The organism is Jannaschia marina (genome assembly GCF_013404595.1).
GTDB lineage: Bacteria > Pseudomonadota > Alphaproteobacteria > Rhodobacterales > Rhodobacteraceae > Jannaschia > Jannaschia marina.
This window is the reverse complement of sequence record NZ_JABVAX010000012.1, coordinates 49,853-73,102: the sequence shown is the minus strand read 5'-3', so window position 1 is coordinate 73,102 and position 23,250 is coordinate 49,853. Positions and strand designations below refer to the sequence as shown.

Annotated in this window: 22 protein-coding genes and 1 tRNA gene; 16 read left to right on the top strand and 7 right to left on the bottom strand. The window is 66.5% G+C overall.

What is annotated here, in order from left to right; genetic code table 11:
* Positions 1–96: 96 nt before the first annotated feature.
* From HSX43_RS15930 to HSX43_RS15920, 3 genes are all read right to left on the bottom strand, one after another.
* Positions 97–471 (bottom strand): DUF6634 family protein, encoded by a 375-nt coding sequence (locus tag HSX43_RS15930; RefSeq protein ID WP_179381125.1) that lies wholly within the window; start codon positions 469–471, stop codon positions 97–99.
* Between the two features lie 132 nt (positions 472–603).
* Positions 604–1,689: an AAA family ATPase gene (locus HSX43_RS15925; RefSeq protein WP_179381124.1), complete on the bottom strand. Its 1,086-nt coding sequence runs from the start codon at positions 1,687–1,689 to the stop codon at positions 604–606.
* A gap of 239 nt (positions 1,690–1,928) precedes the next feature.
* Positions 1,929–2,005 (bottom strand) — tRNA-Arg (locus HSX43_RS15920).
* Between the two features lie 87 nt (positions 2,006–2,092).
* Here HSX43_RS15920 and HSX43_RS15915 point away from each other — a divergent pair.
* From HSX43_RS15915 to HSX43_RS15905, 3 genes are all read left to right on the top strand, one after another.
* The gene (locus tag HSX43_RS15915) at positions 2,093–3,127 is read left to right on the top strand and encodes a LacI family DNA-binding transcriptional regulator (protein WP_235962697.1); all 1,035 of its coding nucleotides are present in this window, start codon (positions 2,093–2,095) and stop codon (positions 3,125–3,127) included.
* A 212-nt stretch (positions 3,128–3,339) separates the two neighbouring features.
* Positions 3,340–4,479, top strand: a complete 1,140-nt coding sequence (locus tag HSX43_RS15910) for a GSCFA domain-containing protein (protein WP_179381123.1) — start codon at positions 3,340–3,342, stop codon at positions 4,477–4,479.
* Between the two features lie 3 nt (positions 4,480–4,482).
* Positions 4,483–6,060: a glycosyltransferase family 2 protein gene (locus tag HSX43_RS15905; protein ID WP_179381122.1), complete on the top strand. Its 1,578-nt coding sequence runs from the start codon at positions 4,483–4,485 to the stop codon at positions 6,058–6,060.
* Between the two features lie 10 nt (positions 6,061–6,070).
* Here HSX43_RS15905 and HSX43_RS15900 read toward each other — a convergent pair whose 3' ends face one another.
* Both HSX43_RS15900 and HSX43_RS15895 read right to left on the bottom strand, forming a co-directional pair.
* Positions 6,071–7,471 (bottom strand): L-serine ammonia-lyase, encoded by a 1,401-nt coding sequence (locus tag HSX43_RS15900; protein WP_179381121.1) that lies wholly within the window; start codon positions 7,469–7,471, stop codon positions 6,071–6,073.
* A gap of 13 nt (positions 7,472–7,484) precedes the next feature.
* Complete coding sequence (locus HSX43_RS15895; protein WP_179381120.1) at positions 7,485–8,357, bottom strand: lysophospholipid acyltransferase family protein; 873 nt, start codon at positions 8,355–8,357, stop codon at positions 7,485–7,487.
* Between the two features lie 123 nt (positions 8,358–8,480).
* On the opposite strand from HSX43_RS15895, the gene HSX43_RS15890 reads away from it, so the two are divergent.
* The 8 genes from HSX43_RS15890 (at position 8,481) to HSX43_RS15855 (ending at position 17,118) form a co-directional block, all read left to right on the top strand.
* Positions 8,481–9,080, top strand: coding sequence for a transglycosylase SLT domain-containing protein (locus HSX43_RS15890; protein ID WP_179381119.1), 600 nt, complete (start codon positions 8,481–8,483; stop codon positions 9,078–9,080).
* A gap of 27 nt (positions 9,081–9,107) precedes the next feature.
* Positions 9,108–9,761, top strand: coding sequence for a lysophospholipid acyltransferase family protein (locus HSX43_RS15885; RefSeq protein ID WP_179381118.1), 654 nt, complete (start codon positions 9,108–9,110; stop codon positions 9,759–9,761).
* On the top strand, positions 9,758–10,693 hold the full coding sequence (locus HSX43_RS15880; RefSeq protein WP_179381117.1) for a phosphatidate cytidylyltransferase: 936 nt from the start codon (positions 9,758–9,760) through the stop codon (positions 10,691–10,693). The genes HSX43_RS15885 and HSX43_RS15880 overlap by 4 nt, the downstream gene beginning before the upstream one ends.
* A complete protein-coding gene (locus HSX43_RS15875) occupies positions 10,684–11,094 on the top strand; it encodes a hypothetical protein (protein WP_179381116.1) in 411 nt (136 codons plus the stop codon). The genes HSX43_RS15880 and HSX43_RS15875 overlap by 10 nt, the downstream gene beginning before the upstream one ends.
* A complete protein-coding gene (locus HSX43_RS15870; RefSeq protein ID WP_179381115.1) occupies positions 11,054–11,695 on the top strand; it encodes a CDP-alcohol phosphatidyltransferase family protein in 642 nt (213 codons plus the stop codon). Before HSX43_RS15875 ends, HSX43_RS15870 begins: the two co-directional genes overlap by 41 nt.
* Before the next feature lie 175 nt (positions 11,696–11,870).
* Positions 11,871–15,413 carry a VWA domain-containing protein gene (locus HSX43_RS15865; RefSeq protein WP_179381114.1) on the top strand — a complete coding sequence of 1,181 codons (3,543 nt, stop codon included), beginning with the start codon at positions 11,871–11,873 and terminating at the stop codon, positions 15,411–15,413.
* Between the two features lie 104 nt (positions 15,414–15,517).
* Positions 15,518–16,183: a response regulator transcription factor gene (locus tag HSX43_RS15860; protein ID WP_179381113.1), complete on the top strand. Its 666-nt coding sequence runs from the start codon at positions 15,518–15,520 to the stop codon at positions 16,181–16,183.
* Entirely contained in the window at positions 16,180–17,118 is a 939-nt protein-coding gene (locus HSX43_RS15855) for a sensor histidine kinase (protein WP_179381112.1), read from the top strand. Before HSX43_RS15860 ends, HSX43_RS15855 begins: the two co-directional genes overlap by 4 nt.
* A gap of 2 nt (positions 17,119–17,120) precedes the next feature.
* On the opposite strand, the gene HSX43_RS15850 is transcribed toward HSX43_RS15855, so the two are convergent.
* On the bottom strand, positions 17,121–17,852 hold the full coding sequence (locus HSX43_RS15850) for a Crp/Fnr family transcriptional regulator (protein WP_179381111.1): 732 nt from the start codon (positions 17,850–17,852) through the stop codon (positions 17,121–17,123).
* 184 nt (positions 17,853–18,036) lie between these two features.
* On the opposite strand from HSX43_RS15850, the gene HSX43_RS15845 reads away from it, so the two are divergent.
* Entirely contained in the window at positions 18,037–18,219 is a 183-nt protein-coding gene (locus tag HSX43_RS15845) for a DUF1328 domain-containing protein (protein WP_179381110.1), read from the top strand.
* An 81-nt stretch (positions 18,220–18,300) separates the two neighbouring features.
* Here HSX43_RS15845 and HSX43_RS15840 read toward each other — a convergent pair whose 3' ends face one another.
* Positions 18,301–19,116, bottom strand: coding sequence for a response regulator (locus HSX43_RS15840; RefSeq protein ID WP_179381109.1), 816 nt, complete (start codon positions 19,114–19,116; stop codon positions 18,301–18,303).
* A 103-nt stretch (positions 19,117–19,219) separates the two neighbouring features.
* Here HSX43_RS15840 and HSX43_RS15835 point away from each other — a divergent pair, with 103 nt between their 5' ends.
* Genes HSX43_RS15835 through HSX43_RS15820 form a run of 4 tightly spaced genes read left to right on the top strand, consistent with a single transcriptional unit; the run spans position 19,220 to position 23,248 of the window.
* Positions 19,220–19,396 (top strand): NepR family anti-sigma factor, encoded by a 177-nt coding sequence (locus HSX43_RS15835; RefSeq protein ID WP_179381108.1) that lies wholly within the window; start codon positions 19,220–19,222, stop codon positions 19,394–19,396.
* The gene (locus HSX43_RS15830; RefSeq protein ID WP_328795438.1) at positions 19,393–19,956 is read left to right on the top strand and encodes an RNA polymerase sigma factor; all 564 of its coding nucleotides are present in this window, start codon (positions 19,393–19,395) and stop codon (positions 19,954–19,956) included. Before HSX43_RS15835 ends, HSX43_RS15830 begins: the two co-directional genes overlap by 4 nt.
* A 50-nt stretch (positions 19,957–20,006) precedes the next feature.
* Positions 20,007–21,692 (top strand): sensor histidine kinase, encoded by a 1,686-nt coding sequence (locus HSX43_RS15825; protein ID WP_179381107.1) that lies wholly within the window; start codon positions 20,007–20,009, stop codon positions 21,690–21,692.
* Positions 21,692–23,248 (top strand): phospholipase D-like domain-containing protein, encoded by a 1,557-nt coding sequence (locus tag HSX43_RS15820; RefSeq protein WP_179381106.1) that lies wholly within the window; start codon positions 21,692–21,694, stop codon positions 23,246–23,248. The genes HSX43_RS15825 and HSX43_RS15820 overlap by 1 nt, the downstream gene beginning before the upstream one ends.
* Positions 23,249–23,250 lie beyond the last annotated feature (2 nt).

Here is a 23,250-nt window from a genome sequence, read left to right as displayed (position 1 = left end):
AAGCGGAGTGGCGTAGGCACGAGACGACCAAGTATTCTCCGCTCCCTGCCAAGGGAAAGAGCGGCACTTCGGATTGGCGGCATCATGCCTTGCGGTCTACTTCAGCAACGGCAGTTGCTCGCGGATCCGCTTCAGCCTCTCGTCGACGAGTTCGGACATTCGGCGTACGTTGGCTTCCGTATATAGTGGAATCGCCTTTTCGAGCCGGTACCACCGATTGAGGCAGCGAGCCCACCGCCCTGCGGGATCCAGAGCCAACAGAGCGGAAGTATAGATGCTTTCGCCCTCCGGCGGCGTAGGGTGACCGCTGACGCAGCCGATGAGATGGAGGCCTCTGACGGGTTCGTCGTCGATCATCCAGTTCTGGAGGATCGGCGCGTCGCGTAGATCGGCGTCGGTTGGGCCCGCATCGATCGCTGCGATGGCGCGGCTGATGCGGGTGTAGGCCTCGGCGCGGGTGATGCGTGCCATCATGAGACTCCTTGAGGGTTAGCCGCTCGACCCCAGATCGATCGGACCAAGCACCACATGAGGTCGCTTCAGCATGATCGGTGGTATCGGCGACGTTTGGGTGATTGGGACGGAAGCGCTTCGACCGATCCGTCAGTGCAGCACCGGGGAGTGAAGGACGGTGCGGGCACTTTCGACCATGCGAATAATGGTGCGCAGGGAGGGGCGGCGATGAGCCGAAGCCATCTCGATCGTCTCGGCGATGCCATCGACCAACGCGTCGTCCAGTCCCGCCGCCGCGACCTGCTGTCGGGCGAACTCGATCAGCTGGGAGTTCGTGAGAGGTGGAATGCGGATCGGCGCGACCCGGCTGAGAAGCGGCTCCGGCAGACCGTCGAGATCGTTCGCCGTGAGCACCCAGCCGATCCACGACATGTCCATGGTGACGCGGTAGAACGGGCAGGACCATGTTCGTGCCGTGGAGCGTTCCAGCAACGGGAGCAGCGCTTCCGGCAGGGACCATGCCCGCCCGCCGCGAGAGGTGGGACGGCCCGCCTTCTCGATCTCGTCGATGATAACCGTTGGATTGCCGATGCGGTGCGCGATGATCTGTTCAACGGGCCTTCCGGCTCTCGCAGTACCCCACCCGCGTTGGCAGCCAACCACGCCGAAGGAAGCGCTCTCGCCCGTGGCATCGATCAGTACCGCTGGGGTGTCGATCAGCTCGGCGAGCCGGCGTGCCCAATGGCTCTTGCCGACGCCGGGTGGGCCCACAAGCAATACTGGCGGCAAGCGAAGACCCGGGGCGCCCTCCCGGACGGAGGTGCGCATCCCATGCCAGACCCGTTCCGTGGCCTCGGCCATCCAGGGCATCGCGAAATGAAGCTCCGACGCGATCTCGTCGGCGCGATGCTCCGAGTGGATCGCGACGAGGCGGACGCCGTCGCGGACCCGCTCCAGAGCCTTACGATCCTTGCGATCCAGGGTATCGGCCGCGCGCGGGTCCGCGTCGCGGCACTCGACGTAACGATGAGCGCAGGCCCAGATCCGCTTCTGCGTTCGTCGGTCCAGTTCGATCCACGCCTCGTCGAGGTCGTAATCCGGGAGGCGCGCGGCCTTCAGCGCCTTGGCGTGACGGATCAGACGATCCGCGACCGCATCCGCCGAGCCCGTCTCGGCGGGCCAGAACAGATCGAGGAAGGGAACGGTGGTGTATTTTGGAGAGGGTGTGCGTGGCATGGATGGACTCCCGTGAGGGACGCCGCCCGACCGACCCGGGACAGGGTGGGCGAGCATGGCGTCGGTGACGGGGTCCGGACCCGATGAGACGAACCAAGAACATCCTTGAGGGCATTGGAAGTCTTGACAGGCAAATGAGTTCGCCCGGCCTCAGAGACCGAAGATCGGGTCGAAATCAAAACCTGACTTTTGTCGTAAAAGTCAGCGTTTGGATGTCGAACATCATTTATTGACTTTAATGGCGACCCCGGCAGGATTCGAACCTGCAACCTGCCCCTTAGGAGGGGGCTGCTCTATCCAGTTGAGCCACGGGGCCGTCATCGGCAATTAGGCGCTTTCGCGATTGCTTGTCCACCTGCCCCGTCGCGCGCTATCAGGGCATATCGAGCTTCCGGAGTCCGCGTTGACACGTCGCAACACACGCCATCAGCACCTTACGCTGCGCGACGTCTCCGAAGCCTCCGGGGTGAGCGAGATGACCGTCAGCCGCGTGCTGCGCAACCGCGGTGACGTCAGCGCCAAGACCCGGCAGAAGGTAATCGAAGCGGCCAAGCGGCTGGGCTACGTACCCAACAAGATCGCAGGGGCGCTGGCCTCCAACCGCGTCAACCTCGTCGCCGTGATCGTGCCGAGCCTGTCGAACCTCGTCTTCCCGGAGGTGATGGCCGGCGTCGACGAGGTGCTCGCCGACACGGAACTGCAGCCCGTCATCGGCACGACGAACTACGACCCCGCGAAGGAGGAGAAGACGCTCTTCGAGATGCTGTCCTGGCGGCCCTCGGGCGTCATCATCGCGGGGCTCGAGCATACCGAAGCGAGCCGCGCGATGCTCGCCAACTGCGGCGTCCCGGTGGTGGAGGTGATGGACGTCGACGGCGAGCCGATCGACGCCGCCGTCGGCATCAGCCACTGGCGCGCGGGCTATCACGTGGGCACCGAGATCGCCGCGCGCGGCTACCGCCGCGTCGGCCTGCTCGGGACCAAGATGGACGGCGATCACCGGGCGAGGAAGCGGATCGAGGGGCTGGAACGGGCGCTTGCCGAGAACGGCATCGCCGTGGCCGACCAGATGGCCTATTCTGGCTGGTCGGGTTTCGCCAAGGGCCGCGAGATGACGCGCGCCATGCTGGAGCGGTCGCCGGATCTCGACTTCCTCTTCTACACCAACGACCTCACCGGCGCGGGCGGCCTTCTCTATGCGCTGGAGAAGCAACTCGACGTGGGCGGTGCGCTCGGCCTGGCCGGGTTCAACGCCTTCACCCTGCTCGACGGGCTTCCCCGCAAGCTCGCTACCGTCGACAGCCGGCGGCGCGAGGCTGGGCAGGTGGCGGCGCGGATCGTCTCGGGCGACCACACGTTCGACGGCGACGAACGCAGGGTCGAACTTGTGCCGACCTTCATCCCGGGCGAGACGATGCGCGCGCGCCGGGACGATTGATCCCGCTCCGCGACCCGCGCGCCAAATTTCGCCGCAATTCGATGCCATGGCGAAGGCACCCGAACCGTGACCGACCGGAAGAGACCCATGACGCCCGCCGGGCCGATACGACCCGTCCCGAGGATTGACCCGCAGGGCCCCTGTGGCCGATGCTTGGACCACCTCCGACGGTATCGCGCGCCCGAGATTTTCCGCCCAAGGACATTCGCCCCATGAACAAGACGACCTCCGCCAAGACCTTCAACTTCCAGCACACCCGCAAGGAAGGCGTGTTCCGAACCTGGTTCCGGGGCGAGCACACGAACTTCAACCCCGACTTCGCCAAGATGGCCGAGGCCGATGCCGCCCTGAAATGGGTGACGCAGGGCTGGGAGCCGGCGGAGCGCATGGTGACGCCGCAGACGAAGATCACCGCCTTCGGCTCCTGCTTCGCCGCCAATATCTCCAACTGGCTGGCGGCGCGGAACTACAACATCCTGACGAAGGACGAGGAATCGAACGCCTACGTGGTGACCTGCGGCGAAGGCATGGTGAACAGCTTCGTCATCCGGCAGCAGTTCGAATGGGCCTTCGAGGGCAAGAAGTTCGAGGAAGACCTCTGGCACGGCTACGAGGCCGAGAGCTACGGCTACGACGAAACCATCCGCAAGCAGACGCTCGACATCTTCTCCAAGACCGATCTCTTCATCCTGACCTTCGGCCTCTCGGAGGTCTGGTACGACGAGGTGACGGGCGGCGTCTTCTGGCGCTCCATCCCGCAGGATGCCTACGACCCGTCACGTCACAAGTTCCGGGTGACGACGGTGGAGGAGAACAAGGACAATATTCGCGAGATCTATCGCCTGATCCGCAAGCACCGCCCGGATGCCAAGATCATCACCACGCTGTCGCCCGTGCCGCTCATCGCGACGTTCCGGCCGGTCAGCTGCATCTCGGCCAATTCGGTCTCGAAGTCGGTTCTGCGCGTGGCCCTCGACGAGCTGATGCGGGAGCTCGGAGACGAGGGCTATCTGCACTACTGGCCGAGTTACGAGATCGTCACCGACGTCTTCCATTCGCCCTTCAAGCAGGACCGCCGGCACCTGCCCCGCGCGGTGCTCGACTTCATCATGATGCTCTTCGAGCAGGTCTGGTGCGACAAGCAGCCGACCGACGAGGAGATGCTGCGTCACTGGCTCGCCGCGCTGTCGTCGGCGGGTCTTGTCTCGGACCGGATCGAGGCCATGTCGCGCGATGGCAAAATGCGCGCGCTCCGGCGGATCATGTCGAAGCGAAAGGTCGCCCGTCACCCCGAGGCGGAGGAGGCGATCCGCGCCCAGCTCGAACGTCTCGAGAAGATCCTCTCGGCCTGACCCATGCCGCAGCCGATGCGCAAGAACGCCCTCAAGGTCATCGAGAGCCTCCCCCGCGATGCGCGCGGGGCCGAAGTAGGCACCCATGAGGGGCGTGCGACCCGGGCGCTCGTCGATGTGGCGACACCGGCGTCGCTCCTCCTGATCGACCCCTGGGCCGAGAATGCGGATCAGGACGCGCGGCCCTTCGCCTACAAGGCCGATCAACCGACGCGCGACGCGCAATACGCCGCCGTCACGGAGGCCTTCCCCGACGCGCAGATCCTCCGGCAGCCCTCGACCGAGGCGCTCGAAGCGCAGCGGGACGCGTCCCTCGACTGGCTCTGGCTCGACGGAAACAAGCAGTACGACGTCATCCTCGCCGATCTGGAGATCGCATGCCGCGTCGTCCGTCCGGGCGGCGTGATCGCGGGCGGCGGCTGGCACTGGGGCAAGGAAATGGGCCGGCCGGTCCGCGAAGCGGTGATGGACATCGCCGCGCGGCTCGACGGGGCCGAATACGTGAATTACGGCCAGTTCTGGTCGCTCACCCTGCCCGACACGATCGCCCTGCGGGGGCGGCCCCGCGACGAGCGCTTCCTCATCATCTCGACGATGAAGAATGAGGCCCCCTACATCCTCGAATGGGTCGCCCACCACCGCGCCATCGGCTTCACCGACTTCCTCGTCTTCACCAACGATTGCGACGACACGACCGATCCGATCCTCGATCGTCTGGAGGAGATCACGCCGGCGGGCGGCGTGCTGACCCATCAGGTCAACACTGTGCTCCAGCGCGGGCCGCACAAGTCGGCGCTCAAATGGGCGCGCGACCATGTGCTGCGTCACAAGGCGAGCTGGATCCTGATTGCGGACGTCGACGAGTTCATCAACATCAAGGCCGACGACGGCACGATCCAGGGCCTGATGCGCCATCTCGGGCCCGAGACCGACGTGGTGAGCTTTCCTTGGAAGATCTTCGGCAACGGCGGGGTGGAGGCCTTCAAGGACAAGCCGCTGACCGCGCAGTTTCACGTCTGCGAGAAAGTCCCGAAACGGGGCGGGCGCAAGATGCGCGACGTGAAGACAATGTTCCGCAAGCCCGAGGCGATGTATCACTTCGGCCTGCACCGCCCCCGCGTGAAGGAGCAATGGCAGGATCGGATCGTCTGGAAATCCCCCTCCGGCGACGACATCTCGGATCGGATGAACAAGGGCAAGACCTGGACGATGCCGTGGAACGGCTGCCAGGACGCCGCCTATCAGCATCACTATCCGCTGCGTTCGCTCGAAAGCTACATCCTCAAGAAGAACCGTGGCCGGGCGAACCATATCAACGAGGATCTGGGCCTCGAATACTGGGACAAGTGGAACATGTCGGGCGGACGCGACAAGTCGCTGAAGGCCGGTGCGCCCGGCTTCGCCGAGACGCTCGCCGTGCTGCGCGCCGACCGCAAGCTGCGCAGGCTGCACAAGAAAGGCGTCGAGTGGCACCGCGATCAGTTCGAGGAGCTGATGAAGGAGCCGCGCTATCAGGCCCTCTGGGAGGAGCTGAAGGCACGCGAGAGCCGGGACGGGGAAGCCGAGGACGACGCGGCCTGACCGCGCCGCCTCAACACTCCGGCAGGTTGACGGCAAGCCCCCCCTGCGACGTCTCCTTGTATTTCTCGGACATGTCGCGGCCGGTCTGGCGCATCGCCTCGATGCAATTGTCGAGCGGCATGAAATGCGTCCCGTCCCCCCGCAGCGACAGCGAGGCGGCCGAGACCGCCTTGATCGCGCCAAGACCGTTGCGTTCGATGCAGGGCACCTGCACGAGCCCCGCGGCCGGGTCGCAGGTCATCCCGAGGTGATGTTCGAGCGCGATCTCGGCAGCGTTCTCCACCTGTGCATTCGTACCCCCGAGCGCGGCACAGAGCCCTGCCGCCGCCATCGCAGACGCCGAGCCGACCTCGCCCTGGCATCCGACCTCCGCGCCCGAGATCGAGGCGTTGTGCTTGATGAGCCCGCCGATCGCCGCCGCCGTCAGCAGGAAGGTGCGAATACCCTCCTCGGTCGCGCCGACGCAATGGTCGCGGTAGTAGCGGATGACGGCCGGCACGACGCCCGCCGCCCCGTTCGTGGGCGAGGTGACGACGACCCCGCCGGCCGCGTTCTCCTCGTTGACGGCCATCGCATAGACCGAAAGCCAGTCGTTCACGACGTGCGGCTGCGCGAGGTTCCTGCCCGCTTCCTCCCGAAGCTGCGCGTGGATCGCCTTGGCCCGCCGCTTGACCGAAAGCCCGCCGGGCAGGATGCCGTCCTGCGAGAGGCCCCGATCGATGCAGGCGTTCATCGCGGTCCAGATACCGTCGACCTTCGCGCGCAGCTCCGCCTCTGACAGGAGCGCGCATTCGTTGCGCCACTTCATCTGGGCCACGGTCAGCCCCGTGGCCGCACCCATCTCCAGCATCTCTGCGGCTGACCCGAACGGATGGGGAAACCCGGCCTCGGCCTTCGCCGCGTGCAGGTCCGGCGGGTCGCTCAATTCGCGTGACGTGACGACGAAACCGCCGCCGACCGAATAATATGTCTCCTCCATATGCAGGCGCTCGCCCGCATCGAAGGCCCGCAGCACGAGCCCGTTCGCATGACCCGGCAACGGCGGCCCCCAGTCGAAGACGACATCGGCCTCTGGGTCGAACGCCATCTCGGGCAGATCGCCGGGCGTGACGCGGCGCGTCTCCTTCAGATCGGCGAGCGCCGCCTCGGCCGCATCCATATCGACCTTCGCCGGCACGAAACCCAGAAGGCCCAGCATCACCGCGCGGTCGGTCGCATGGCCCTTGCCCGTCCAGGCGAGAGAGCCGTGCAGCGTCGCGGTCAGGCGCGCGGGCGGTCCCGCCCCCGGCTCCGGCTCCGCCCCGCCCCGCAAGGCGTCGAGGAAGCGCGCGGCGGCCACCATCGGTCCCATCGTGTGCGAGGAAGAGGGCCCGATGCCCGGCTTGAAGATATCGAAGATGCTCAGGAACACCGAACAGACCCTTTCAACTTTCGAGGGCGCGCGACCGCGCCGACATCTTCCAGCGCCGGTGCAGCCAGTGCCATTGCGACGGATGCCGCTCCACCCAGGCTCCGAGGCGCGCGTTGAACTCGGCCATCATCGTCTCGGGGTCGCTCGGCGGAATCGGAGCCTCGAAGACGACGCGCAGCCCGTCTTCCCAGGGCGCGAAGGCGGGGACGAGCGGGATATCGTAACGCAGCGCCAGCTCGGCCGCGGCCAGCGCCGTCTTGGCGCCGCGGCCCAGAAACGGAAGCACCGCCCCGTCGCTCACGCGCTGATCGGGCAGAAGCGCCATGAACCCCCCCTTGCGCAAATGGCCGATCATCACGCGATAGCCGGCGCGGCCCTTGGGAATGATGGGCTGGCCCCCGACGTCGATGCCGGCGCGGAAGATCGGCTCGTAATAAGGGTTGTTGTTGGGTCGATAGATCGCGCCCGCCTCCATGCCGGCACGCTTCATCACGTGACGGATCGCCTCCCATTGGCCGAAATGGCCCGAGACGACGATCGCCCCCCTGCCCTCCGCCTCGGCCTCCTGCAGCACCTGCCATCCCGGTCCCTCCGGGCGGATGTCCGCCACGTCACGGGCGAAGTCGGCGTTGAACCAGATCCCCGTCAGCGACCGTCCGACGTTGCGGCCCACGCCCGCGACGATGCGGTCGCGCGCCGACGCGGGCAGGTCGGGCCAGACGTGATCGAGGTTGCGTGTGATCCGCCGGCGCAGGGGCGTCAGGCGCACGGTCCGTTCAGTTACCCAGGCGACGACTGCGCGCCGCCGGTCCAGCGGCAGAAGCGCCACCAGCCAGAGCATCGCGCGCAGGGCCAGGCCCTGGATCCAGTAGGACAGCTGTTTCACGCTTCCGGGGTGACGCATGGCGCGACCATGTTCAAGCGCGGAGCTTTGCCGATCGCAGGGGGCGGACTCCCCTTCCGCGTTTTTCTGAGCTATGCGCGCGCAAAAATTTCCGGGGGATCCGCCATGTTTCGCTTTCTGCTGCCGCTCGTCTTCGTTCTTGCCGCCTGCGCGTCCGGGCCCGATCCGGAGTCCACGGCACCGGACGCGCCCGCGCTCTACCCGGGCGAGACACCCGCTGTCCGCGCACTCGTCAACAAATGGGCCGATCACTACGACATCCCGCGCAGCCTGCTGCACCGGGTCATCCAGCGCGAGAGCGACTACCGCGCTGGCGCGCGCAACGGGCCCTACTGGGGCATGATGCAGATCCTGCCGGCGACCGCGCGCAACATGGGAATGGTGGGCAGCCCGTCGCAACTGCTCGATGCGGATACGGCGCTGAAGTATTCCACCCGCTACCTGCGCGGGGCCTGGATGGTGTCCGACGGGGACGAGCACGAGGCGATGATGTGGTACGCCCGCGGCTTCTACTTCGAAGCGAAACGGCGGGGCCTGCTGCAGGAGACGGGCCTGCGCGGCAACCTCTGGCAGCGCTACGATGCAGGCTCCGCGCGGATGCCGCGTATCGACGCGGCCGGCAGACTCCTGCCCGAAGCGGACGAGCCCGAATGCACGCCCGCCACCGGGTTCGCCGGCGTCCTCGGCGCGGAGACCTGTTCCTGACGCGAACGCCGGTCTAGGGTCGGCCCCATGACGACCGACGACCCTTCGCCCGCCACCCGTGTCGCCGCCCGCCTCATGGCGAGCGCGATCGAACTTTTCGCACGCTTCATCACCGCCGTGCGCGCCGACTGGCAGGGGGTCGACCCCGTGCCCGGCCGACGCGTCTACTACGCCAACCACGCGAGCAACGGCGATTTCGTCCTGATCTGGGCGGTCCTGCCGCGTCGCTTGCGCGACCGCGTGCGCCCCGTCGCGGGGGCCGACTACTGGCTCGCGACGAAACTCAAGAGCTTCATCGGCCGCCACGTCTTCAACGCTGTCCTCATCGACCGCACGGGCGGCGGCCCGAAGGAGGCCCCGGTCGAGCAGATGGCTGCGGCGCTCGACGACGGATCGTCGCTCATCCTCTTCCCCGAGGGCACGCGCAACCTGACCGACGAGCGGCTCCTGCCGTTCAAGACCGGGCTCTACCATCTGGCGAAGGCGCGGCCCGAGACCGATTTCGTGCCCGTCTGGATCGACAACCTGAACCGGGTGATGCCCAAGGGAGAGGTCGTGCCCGTCCCCCTCCTCTGCAAGGTGACCTTCGGCGCGCCCCAGCGGCTCGACGGGGACGATAAGGACGCGTTTCTCGCACGTACGCGCGATGCCCTGCTGGCTCTCGCGGAGGACGCGGCATGATCCCCGATCTCGTCATCCTGCTCAGCTGGATCACCGGCCTCCTCATCCTGGCGAGCGTCGTCGGGGCCGTGCTCGAAAAACGCTATTCCCCGAATGGCGAGAGCGAGGCGATCGAGAACCTGACGGCGCGCATCCGCGCCTGGTGGGGCATGGCGATCCTGATCGGCCTCGCCTTCCTGGCCGGCCGCACCGGCGTCGTCATCCTCTTCGCGCTCTGCAGCTTCGCCGCCCTCCGAGAGTTCGTGACGCTGACCAATGCGAGGCGCGCCGACCACTGGACGCTCGCTATCGGCTTCTTCGTCGTGATCCCGTTCCAGTACTGGCTGATCTGGGCCGGAGAATACGGCATCTACTCGATCTACATCCCCGTCTATTGCTTCCTCCTGGCCCCGATCATCTCGGCCCTACGCGGGGAGACGGAGAACTTCCTCGTCCGCGTGGCCGAGTTGCAGTGGGCGCTGATGATCTGTGTCTTCTGCGCCAGCCACGTGCCCGCGCTCATCACGCTGGAGATCGAGGGCTATGAAGGGCGCGGCGTGTTGCTCATCGCCTTCCTGATCCTCGTGGTGCAGCTCTCGGACGTGCTGCAATACGTCTGGGGCAAGCTCCTCGGGCGTCACAAGATCGCTCCGCGCCTGTCGCCGTCGAAGACCTGGGAAGGGTTCGTTGGCGGTGTCGCCTCGGCCGTCGCGATCGGCACGATGCTCTACTGGATCACGCCCTTCACCCCGCTGCAGGCCGGGGTCATGGCACTCGTCATCGCGCTCATGGGCTTCTTCGGGGGTCTCGTCATGTCGGCCATCAAACGCGACCGGGGCGTGAAGGACTGGGGGCACACGATCCAGGGTCACGGCGGCTTCATCGACCGGCTCGACTCGGTCGTCTTCTCGGCCCCGATCTTCTTCCACCTGACGCGCTACTGGTGGACCTGATCCGCACCCTCGCCCGGCAGACCTGGCTGCACATGGTGGCCGGGGCGCTCCTGATGGGGGGATGGGCCTGGATCGCGAACCGGATGCACCCGATGCCCGAGGCGCTGCAGGCGGCGGCGGTGCAAGGGTGCCTTTCGGCGGCGCTGACCGGCGTGCTCAAGACCGGAGCCGATCACCTGCTGCGATACCTGCCGCACTGGAGTCTTGCCGCCGCGGTCGCATTCATCCTTTCGGCCGCGCTCCTCCTCAAGGTCCACGCCATGGCCGGCACGCCCGAGATCGCGGCGACGGTCGCCGTTCCCCTTGCCGTCTCCGGCAGCTACGTCTTCCTCTACAGCTATCTCAACCGGCGAGGCCGCGATGACCGACCAGACGAACCGACGCCCCCTCGGCAGCCGTGACACGGGCTGGGCCCGGGCGGCCACCCGTCGCCTCGCCGCCTCGGGCGTAACCCCGAACCAGATCTCGGCGGCGAGCGTCGGCGCGGCGGCCCTCGCCGGTCTCCTCTTCGCGGCGGTGGCGGTGACGGCCGGATGGCTGCAGGTGGTGACGCTCATTGCAGCGGGCCTCTGCGTGCAGCTCCGGCTGCTCTGCAACCTCTTCGACGGCATGGTGGCGATCGAGGCGGGCCTTGCCGCCCCCACCGGCCCGTTCTGGAACGAGGTGCCCGATCGCCCGGCAGACGTCCTGATCCTCTTGGGCGTCGGTATCGGGGCCGGCGTCGCCTGGCTCGGCTGGGCGGCAGCGGCGATCGCGGTGTTCATCGCCTACCTGCGCGCCTTCGGCGGCTCCCTCGGGCAATCGGCCGACTATGGCGGGCCGATGGCCAAGCAGCACCGCATGGCCGCCGTGACCGTCGCCGCAGCCCTGGGCGCGCTCGGCGCCGCCTGGATATCGCCCGCAACCGTGCTGCAAGTGGCTCTCTGGGCCATCGTCATCGGCGGCCTCGTTACATCGGCGAGGCGGGCGATTCGCATCCGCACGCGGCTGGCAAACGGCTGACGCGCCCGTCCCCTGTCTGTCGCCAACACCACGGCGTTGTCTCGTCCCGCGGTCCGTTCCTTGCCTGCGCCTGATTCCGGCAAGCGGGGCTGGACAACCTCTGACGTAGCGGCATTCTGGCGACCTGTAATTTTACTGGCCGCGGTTCCAAGATGGCCGACAAAGGGGATACTTCATGACAATTTCCAACCTCGTCTTCTCGGACGGGCGCTCCGACTCGTCGACCTACAACGGTGCAAACGGCATCGAAATCCTGACAATCGGCGATCGCACCTTCGTCTATACCGCTGCCTTCAATTCCAGCACGATAAGTATCGACGAGTTGTCCGCTGACGGGACACTGACGCCCGTCGATACGATCGTGCGCGTGAGCGGTGACGGGCTGAGCGGTGTTTCCGGCTTTACCTCGGTCGAGATCGACGGGCGCACCTTCCTCTATGCCAGCGCCGAGTTCTCAGATGCCGTGACAGCCTACGAAGTGGCCGAAGACGGGACGCTGACCACCATCGAGACGGTCTTCGACGATGCGACGCTCGAGCTCGACAGCGTGTTCGGCGAACTGACGGTGGCGACCGTCGGGTCGCGCAGCTTTCTGATCGCGCATGGCAATCGGGACGACGGGCTCAGCGTCTTCCGGATCGGCTCGGACGGAACGTTGACGAACACGGACAACCTCGACGACACGGAGCAACTCGGCTTTGGTTTCGACGGGATCGCTGCGACCACCTTCATCGAGTACGAGGGTCGCTCACTGGTCTTCGCGACAGGTTTCAACGATGACGCCGTCACTGTCCTGGAGCTCGGTTCAGACGGGACCCTGTCGCTCCTGTCGAGCATCGGCGACGATGCGACGCTCGAGATCAACGGGGCCGAGGGCGTCGCAGCGATCGAAATCGACGGCACGCTCTATCTCTATGTCGGCGGTGGCAGTGACGCGGGCCTATCGGTATTCGAAGTCGCTGCGAACGGCACGCTCACGAATGCCTTCAACTACACCGATACGCAGGACATTGCCCTGTCGGGAGTCAATGACCTCGAAATCTTCAGCTTCGGCGGTACGGACTACCTCGCCGCGACTGGGCAAAGCGACAGTGGCTTTACCATCTTCGAGATCGTTGCAGACGGCAGCCTGACCGAGAACGAGAGCGTCTTCGACGCAGACGATCAGAGCTTTCAGCTCAGCCGGACGTCCTACATCGAGTTCGTCGAGATCGACGGCGAGGGGCTCGTCGTCGTCAGCAGCTTCAATGAAGACGCCATTTCCGTCTTCCGCATCGACCCCGAAGCCTCGCTTATCGACGGCACCGACGGCCGCGATGTCCTTGTCGGCACAGTGGGGGACGACACGATCGCGGCCGAAAGCGGCGACGATCTCGTCATCGGGCAGGACGGGGACGACCGGATCGACGCGGGCCAGGGAAGCGACGTCGTAAACGGCGGCGACGGCGACGACCTGCTACAGGGCGACGGCGACCTGTCGCAGACGGCCTCGGACGTGGTGACCGTCGCGGAGACGGGTCAGGACCTTGCCCTTACGGTGACCCTGCCGGACAGCGCCGACGGCAGCACGATCGAGATCAACGGCATCATCAACCGCACCGCGCAGACGAGCGCGGACTTCAACATCGTCTACGTCATCGACACCTCCGGCTCGATGAGCGGCACGTTCTCGGGAACCGAGTTCGTCGCCGACCAGAACGGGGACGGGGCCGACAACCAACTGATCGACGGGACGATCTCTGCCTTCCAGTCGCTCAACGAGTCCGTGGTCGACGCGGGCTTCACCTCGTCCGACGTGGCGATCATCACCTTCGACAGTTCCGCCGATACCATCTTCCGCGGCACGGCGCTTGCCGACGTCAACGGCGCACTCTCGTCGCTCCGGGCCGGTGGCGGCACCGACTTCGAAGACCCGCTGCAGCTCGCCATCGAGGAGCTGGAGCGCATGGGCGACGGACAAAATGTCATCTACTTCATTTCCGACGGAGACGCCTCGACCTTCGCGCTGTCCGACGAAGTGGCGACACTGACCGATCCGGACGGGCTCGATGCGACGATCAATGTCTTCGGACTGGGCCAGGACGCCAACATGAACAGTCTCGACCTCGTCGATGACTTCATTTCCAACAACAGCGCCACGCGTGTCCTGCTCCCTTCGGAAGTGACTTCCGGGCTGACCGGCTCGCCCGTGGACACGGAAGAGGTCGATCGGCTGGAGGTCTACGTCAACGGTGTGCTCACACAGACGATCGACGGATCTGAGTTCGCCCTCACTCCCTTCGGGCTTCAGTACAATGCGACCATCGAAGGCCTCTCGACCTCGGCCGGTGACGTGATCGAGGTGGTGCTCGTGGCGTCCGACAGCGACGAGACGCAGGTCATGGTTTCTTTGACTGTCCCGAACGACGCGATCGACGAAGGCGACGATGTCCTGATCGGCGGAGCAGGCCTCGATACGATCAACGGAGACGGCGGCGACGACACGTTGATGGGCGACAGCGGCAGCGACGCAATCAACGGTGGCACCGGTGATGATCTCGTCGACGGCGGCAGCGGCAACGACCGGCTCGTCGGCGGCAGCGGTGACGACACCTTGATCGGCGGGGCCGGAGCCGATGTCCTGCAAGGGGGCACGGGCGATGACGTCTACTACGTCGATCTCGCCGACACCGTGAACGAAGCCACCGGTGCTCCGGGCGACTTCGATGTTCTCGCCTCGGGCCTTACGCTCGATCTCGCGCGCCTCCGGGAGGGCTTCACCGGTACCTTCGAGGGCATCGACCTCGTCGGCAACATCGACGCGACGGCGCGCGGTGACGGCGGCGACAACCTCCTTGACGGAAACCGCGGCGACAACCTCCTTGTCGGACGCGACGGCGACGACACCATCGCCGGCAGGGATGGGGACGACCGGATCTCCGGCGGTGACGGCGACGACAGCATCCGTGGCGACGCCGGCGACGACACGCTCTTCGGCAACACCGGCGACGACACGCTTCGCGGCATCTCCGGCGAGAACGAGATCCGCGCCGGTTCGGGTGAGGACTTCGTGGTCGGTGGATCGGACAACGATACGATCGACGGCGGCTCCAACGCCGACCGCATCGTGGGTGCCGACGGCGACGACCGGATCAACGGGGGAAGCGGTGGCGACCTGATCTTCGGCAACAATGGCGAGGACACGATTTTCGGCGACAGCGGTCACGACGAGATCTCGGGCGGCAACGGCGACGACGTCCTTCTCGGTCGCGACAACGACGACACGATCCGCGGGGCCAACGACGACGATCGGATCTTCGGCGGTGCCGACGACGACGTGCTCGCGGGGAACAACGGCGACGACGAGATCCAGGGCGGTAGCGGCGACGATCGCATTTTCGGCGGCGCCGGTAACGACACGATCGAGGGCGGCACCGGCACCGACTTCATGGACGGAGGCTCCGGAGCCGATGTCTTCGTCTTCGAGCAGATCGGCGACAGCACCCATGACGGAAACCGCGACACCATTCGCAACTTCGCCGCCGGCACCGACAGGATCGACCTGACGGGGCTCGGCGATCTGACCTTCGTGTCGAGCTACACCGGCACCGCCGGAGAGGTGCGGTACAACGACAGCATCGGACGGCTCTACGTCGACATCGACGGAGATCGCGCGTCGGACTTCTCGGTCGATCTACTGGGTGTTCCCGACCTGGGGGAGGATGACCTGATCCTGTGACGAGACCGGGGCGGGTGATCGCCCCGGTCTTCGCCGGCCGCGGATCTTCCGCAACCGCCCGGCTGTCGTCTATACCGCGATCAGGTTGAAGAGAGGGGCAACAGATGAAGATCCTCGTCGTCGATGACGACCCTCAGTTGCGCGACCTCGTTTCCCTGGCCCTGACGCGCGCACGGTTCGAGACGCTGACCGCCTCGACCGGGCGTCAGGCCGTGACCCACGCACAGCGGGAAGCCCCCGACCTGATCGTGCTCGATGTCGGCCTGCCCGAGATGGACGGGTTCGAAGTCTGCCGCCGCATCCGCGCCACGTCGAACGTCCCGATCCTCTTCCTGACGGCGCAGGATGACGAGGTCGACCGGATCGTCGGGCTGGAACTCGGGGCGGACGACTACGTCACGAAGCCGTTCTCGCCGCGCGAACTCGTCGCGCGCATCCGCGCCATCCTGAAGCGCGCCGCGCCGGCACCCTCCGACGTCCTGACCCATGGGCCACTCACGCTCGATCGTACGGCGCATCGGCTGACCGTCAACGAACGGGCGGTCGAACTGACGGGGACGGAACATAAAATCCTCGGCGCGCTCATGCAGGCCCCCGAGGAGATCATCTCGCGCCCCGCTCTCGTCGACCGGATCTGGGGCGTCGGCAGCCGCGTGTCCGACCGGACGCTCGACAGTCACCTGCGGAACCTGCGCCGCAAGCTGGGCGAGGCCGGAGCGCCCGCCGTGCTGCGCAGCGTCCACGGTGTCGGGATCGGGCTTGCCCCGTGAGACGCTGGCGGCCGTCGCTCTGGCTCGTGACCGGCGGCGCGCTCGCCGGAACGCTGGTCGTCTCTTTCCTGGGCCTCATCGCGCTGCGCTACCTCGCGCCCGTCATGGGGTTCCGACCGGCTGCGGCGACGCTCATCCTCGCCATCGCCTCGCTCACGGTCGTACCCTGGGTGCTGATGCAACGGCTGATCCTGCGGCCTGTCCGCGCCCTGTCGGACTTCGCCGCCGAGGTGCGCGCGCGGCCGGGACACATGCCGGCCCCGCCGGGACACTACGGGACCACGGAACTGCACGAGATGGGGCGCTCCGTTCTCGATATGGCCAGCGTCCTGCACGCGCGGGAAACTTCGGTGCGCGGGTTCGCGGATCATGTGACCCACGAACTCAAGAGCCCCGTCGCCGCCATCCGCGCGGCCTCGGAGCTTCTGGCCGACGGCACGCTAGATACCGAGGACCGCCGCCTGCTCGCCGAGATCGACAGGGGCACGCAGCGCATCGAGAGCCAGCTGTCCGCGTTGGCGCAGATCACCCGCGCGCGCGAGGCCGATCACCGTGGCACGGCGACGCTGTCCGCGCTTCATCTCGAGACACCACTCGATCTGCGGATCGCGGGCGGTGACGTCCCCCTCCCCATGGCGGAGGCGGGCCTGCGCGCGATCCTGGAGCAGCTTCTGGCCAACGCCGAGGCCCATGGTGCCACAGGCGTCACCCTGACGGCGACGCAAGGCATCCTGATGGTGGAGGACGACGGGCCCGGCATCTCCGAAGGCAACCGCGACCGCATCTTCCAGCCGTTCTTCACTACCCGCCGCGATACCGGCGGCACGGGGATGGGCCTTGCCATCGTCGCAGCGCTCCTGCGGGCCAATGGCGGCGCGATCCAGCTGCTCGACGGGCCCGGGGCCCGTTTTCGGATCGGGTGGCAGCGGCCCTAGGGTCAGATCAGCGGGCGCGTCCGCTCCGGCCGGTCGTCGGCCGCGGCCGCCTCGGCCAGCGCGATCTTGTCGTGCACGGTCAACCGTCCCTCGGCCCAGGTGACGAGGCCGCGTTCCTTCAGCTTGGCCAGCGTCTTGTTCGTATGGACGAGCGACAGTCCGAGTGCATCCGCCAGATCCTGCTGGCGGAAGGGCAGCGGCATCCGCCCGTTTTGCGCCATGTCGAGCGACTCGCCCCGTTCCAGCAGACGCAGCATCGCCCAGGACACCGCCTCGAGGGCCGAGCGTTGACCGATCGTCGCGAGCGCCTCGCCGAGGAACATCTCCTCCGACGCGGCCAGCCACGTCAGGTCGTAGGCCCGATCGGGATGGCTCTTGAACAGCGACCAGATCTCGGAGCGGTCGAAGACGCAGAGCGTCATCGACGTGGCGGACTCGACGGTGTGCCCCATCTCGCCCATGACCCCCGCCTGAAGGCCGAGGAAATCTCCGGGGAAGACGAAGTTCAGCACCTGCCGTCGATCGTCGTCGCCCACCTTCTTCGAACGCGTGCCCTGTCCGGCGAGTACCGTATAGAGCTGTGGCGCATTGGACCCCTCCATAAGGATGCGGGTCTGCGGCTCTATGGTGAGCTCGCCCACCTTGAACCGGTTCATGAACCGCAGCTCCTCGACCGTGAACTCCTCGAAGATCTTCAGGGCCCGCAGGGGGCATTTGTCGCATTTGGTAGCCATGTGGCACCTCTCGCATCTGTCCGCGGCATCTGAGCGCCGCTGACGTTATGTCGCTCGACATAGCAACGGATGGCCGGTTCGGAAGTTCCGGGAACTTCCTGGCCCGGCCCTGGAACATCTGTAGCCCCGTGGCGTTCGCCCTTCGATTGACCCTTGCGGGCAGGGCCGGTCGGGACGGCCCCGCGTGCACGACCTGAAAAAGGGGCGTAATATGACATGGACCATTGTTTTTCTGGTTTTAGCGGTGCTTTCGGCCGGATTCGGCTTCGGGCCGTTCGCGACCTCGGACATGGGTCGCTGGCTCGCGACGATCTTCGCGGGCATCGGCCTCGGTGCGTTTCTGCTGCGGAGCGATCCGAACGAATAGCGATACGGAAGCCGTGATTGCACGAACGAAAAACCCCGCATCAGAACCTGATGCGGGGTTTGCTCTGCGCAGGGAAGGGGGTCAGGCGCGCAGGGTCTCGGTCGAGGCGAAGAACATCGCCTGGCTTACCGCGGATTGGACCTGATCCTCCTTGTAGGGCTTGGAGATCAGGAAGGCGGGCTCGTGCTTGTCGCCGGTCAGCAGACGCTCGGGGAAGGCCGTGATGAAGATGACCGGTGTTTCGGGCATATTCACCATCAGGTCGTTCACGGCGTCGATGCCCGAGGAATTGTCGGCCAGCTGGATGTCGGCGAGGATCAGATCGGGGCGTTCGGAATTGCCCATCTTGACCGCCTCGTCCCGCGTCCGTGCGACCCCGACGACGCTGTGGCCGAGGTCCTCCACGATGGCGGAGATGTCGGCCGCGATAATCGGCTCGTCCTCGATCACCATGACGCGCCCCTTGATGCTCGACTCCATGTCGGACCGCGCCGTGGAAATGAGATGCGTCACCTCTTCCCGGTCGAGATCCATGACCGTCGCGATGTCCTCGTTCGAGAATTCCTCGACGGTCGACAGCAGAAGCGCCTCGCGCGTGTTTGGTTGCAACTCGGCCATCAGGTCGGCTGCGCGGCCGGCCGGACCGTCGCCCGTGCCCGCGGAGGTCGGGGCACCGGTCGTGGACCAGATCGCGTGAAAGCACTTGTAGAGTGCGACGCGCGGATGCTTGGCCTCGTCGAAGATGCCGCGATCCTGGAGGATCGCCTCGAGCGTCGCGATCGCGTACTTGTCACCCGTCGTCTGCGCGCCCGTCAGGGCACGTGCGTAGCGACGAAGATAGGGGAGTTCGGCTGCGATCCGATCCGAAAGATCGGCTATCCCTTGTGCAGACGACATATGTCGAAAACCTTTTTTCGTTATTTCTGGAACCGAACCGTGCCGGATCATGTTTGGTTCCGGAAAAAGTAAAAAACCTGCGCAAGAATTAATGTGAAGCAGAATGACAGACCCCGATAACGAAGTGGACAAACGGATCTCGGCGCTCATCGACGACAACCTGAAGCGGGTCTATTCCGACCTGGTTCAGGAAGAGCTGCCTGACCGTTTCAAGGATTTGCTGGCCGTGCTCAAGGCACAGGACGCGGAGAAGAACGAAGCCTCCGGAGGCGGCCAGTGAGCGGCGCGGCCCCGGACCCGCGGGAGGAGATGCTCGAGCATCTGCCGGCCCTGCGCGCCTTCGCCCTGTCGCTGACGCGCAATGGTGCCACCGCCGACGACATGGTTCAGGATACCGTCGTGAAGGCCTGGACGAACATCGAGAAGTTCAAGGTCGGCACCAACATGCGGGCCTGGCTCTTCACGATCCTGCGCAACACCTATTACTCGAGCCGCCGCAAGGCGAACCGCGAGGTGTCGGATGCAGACGGGATCATGACGGACAGCCTGTCGGTGAAGCCCGACCACGACGGCCACCTCAACCTAAGCGATTTCAAGAAGGCCTTCGAGATGCTGCCCGACGAACAGCGCGAGGCGCTGGTGCTGGTCGGGGCCGCCGGTCATTCCTACGAGGATGCGGCTCAGATCTGCGGCGTTGCGGTCGGCACCATCAAGAGCCGCGCCAATCGCGGCCGCGCCCGCCTGACCGAGCTTCTGTCGCTCGACGGGGACAGCCCGCTCGAGATCACCGACAACGCGACGATGGCCGTCGTCGCGGGCGGCGGCGGGGTGATGCGCTGACACCGACGGGCAATATTCCCGACCCCTGGTACAAGAGCCTTCGGTTTCGCATGGCGGCGCTGCTGTCCATCGCGCTGTTCCCGATTGGCCTTGTCGCGGTGATGCAGACACAGAACGTTGCGGTGAAATCGCAGCGCAATGCGGAGCTTTATCTGCTGGCGCTGACCGAGCAGGCGGCCGTCAACGAGCGCGAGGTTCTGAACTACGCGCAGGGGGCGGCCCGCGTCCTGGCCAATTCCATAGAGCTTCTGCTCGACGACCCCGAGCAATGCAGCGCGCTGCTGCGCCGCGCCGTCACAGGCTCCGACCTGTTCAGCTTCGGAGGATTCCTGCCGCTCGACGGCATGATGACCTGCTCGACCATCGAGGAGCCCTTCGACTTCTCGAACACCGAGACCTTCCGCGCCAGGATGGCGGAACCCTCGCCCTCCGTCTCGGTGCAGCTCAACGCGCCGATCTCCGGCATCCCCGTCCTCATCGTAAGCATGCCGGTCTATGCCTCCGACGACAGCCAGACCTTCCTCGGCTACGTCACGCTGTCCGTGCCGCATTCCGTCCTGCGTCCGCCGGACGAGGACGAGGTGCAGGAGTCGCTCGTCAGCCTCATCACCTTCAACCACCTGGGCGAAATCCTGACGACCACCGGGGAACGCGACGCCGCCGATGCCGTCCTGCCGGAGAACCGGTCGCTCACGAACCTCCTGGCCGGTGAACGTCAGGCCCTGACACTGATGGACCGCAGCGGGACGGAGCGCATCTACACCGTCTCCACGATCGAGCCGGGCCAGGTCTATGCGCTCGGCATCTGGGACAGCTCCGCCGGTCTGGCGCTGCAGACGCAGGGGGAGGTCATCACGGCCTTCTTCCCCGCGCTCATGTGGTTGGCCGGGCTGGCCGTCGCGCTCATCGCCGTCCACCGGCTCGTCACGCGTCACCTCCAGGTGCTGGGCCGGCAGATGGCGCTTTTCACGGCCGCGCGCCGGCTGCCCGATGCGGAAGCGATGGAAGACCCCCCGACCGAGATCCGCCGGATCCAGCGCGCCTTCCTGCGGATGACGGCGGCACTCGTGCGCGACGAGGCGAGCCTCGAGAACGCGGTGCGCGAGAAATCGGTGCTGGTGAAGGAGATCCACCATCGGGTGAAGAACAACCTTCAGCTCATCTCCTCGATCATCAACATGCAGGTCCGCGAAGTCGCGTCGAACGAGGCGAAACAGGCCCTGCGACAGACGCAGGATCGCGTCCTGTCGATGGCGACGATCCACCGCGACCTCTATCAGACGAACGAGACCGGACTCGTGGACGTCGGCCATCTCGTGCAGGAAGTCGTGGGGAAGACAATCGAGATCAACGCCGACGGCGACCCTCTCGACGTCGAGACGGAGATCGAGGGGATCTGGCTCTACCCCGACCAGGCCGTGCCGATGTCCCTCCTGGCCTCCGAGGCGGTCATCAACGCGCTCAAACACATGCCGGCGGCGGCTGACACGCGGGGGCGCCGCTTCATGAGCGTGCGCCTCACGCAGCTCGAGGATCGGACCTGCATCTTCGAATGCGAGAACTCGGCAGGCTGCGGCGAGAAACCGACCCGGCCGCGCGGCATGGGTCGGCGGCTGATCCAGGCCTTCGCGACGCAGCTCGGCGCGGAGACGCAGGTGAACGAATCCGACGGACGATACCATCTGCACGTGACCTTCACGGCGTCGGAATTCGCGCCGGCTCCGGGGACGTTCTGATGCCGGGGCTCGGGTCGGACGCGGACGGTGCCGACGACCTGCTAACCCCCCTTCTGACCGCAGCCCAGGCCTATCCCGCCTTCGAGCGCATGGTGCTGCAGGCCGAGGAGCGGGTGGCGATGTGCTTCCGTATCTTCGACCCCCGTACCGCGTTGCGCTCGCCCGAGGCCCGCGCGATCGGAGAGACATGGGTGGACCTGATCGCGCACACCCTGTCGCGCGGGGTCCGGCTCGACATCACGCTGAGCGATTTCGAAGCGGTCGTGCGCCCCGACTACCATGCCCGCGCGACCCGCTGTCATCGCCTCATCGTCGCCGCGGGCGAGATCTCGGGCCGACCCGAACTGCTCCGCGTCCGCGCGGCACTGCATCCCGCGCGCATCGGCTGGCTGCCGGCGCTGGTGCTCTGGCCACGGGCCCGCGGCTATCTCCTGCGGACCGCGGCGGAGCTGAACGCCAAGACCCCGGCGGGCCGCGCCCGCGCGCGTTCCGAATTGCCCGCGCTCGAAAAATACTGGCGCACGGAGCCCGACGGGACGGTCGCGCTGCGGCGATGGAAGATGCCGCGGCTGACGCCCGTGACCCACCACCAGAAGCTCGCCGTGGCCGACGGCAAGCTGCTCTACATCGGCGGCCTCGATCTCAACGAGCGACGCTACGACACGACCGATCACGCCCGCCCCGCCTCCGAGACGTGGCACGACCTGCAGGTTCTCCTCCGCGGACCCGGTGCCGCGCCGGCCGAGACCCACCTCGACAGTTTCGTCGACGTGACGCTGGGCAAGCCGGCGCCAAAGACGCCCGGCCTCCTGCGCACGGTTTCACGCGCGCGGCGGAGCCATGCGTTCCTGATGTCGCCGATCCCCGTTCTCTCGGAGCTGGCCCGCGCCCATGCCGAGGCGATCGACGGGGCCGAACGGCTCATCTACCTCGAAACGCAGTTCTTCCGCGACACCCGGCTCGCCCGCCGGCTCGCGCGGCGGGCCAGGGCGCGCCGCGACCTTCGCCTGATCCTGATCCTGCCTGCACGGCCCGATGACGTAGCCTTCCAGGGGAACAGCGGGCATGACGCGCGCTACGGCGAGTACCTTCAGGCGAAATGCATCGAGATCCTGCGGCGCGGGTTCGGGGATCGGCTCTTCATCGGGTCACCCGCCCAACATCGTAAGGCGAAGCGCGGGGAGCCCTCGCTCTACGGCGCACCCCTGATCTATCTCCATGCGAAGCTGTCGATCTTCGACGACACGCTCGCCATCGTCTCCTCGGCCAACCTCAACGGGCGCAGCTTCTACTGGGACACCGAGGCCGGCGTGCCCCTGACGAGCCGCATCCAGATCGAGGATCTGCGCCGGCAATGCTATGCCCACTGGCTGCGCAGCGCCCTGACCGAGCGGTTCGTCGCGCACGAGACGGCGGTCGAGGCTTGGCGCGGCCGCGCCCGGGAAAACGTTCGCCGCGCGCCGGCCGACCGGCGGGGCTACATCCTGCCCTACGCCTCGGGGCCTGCCCGGCGGTTCGGGCGCAACCTGCCCGGTATTCCCGAAGAAATGGTCTGAGC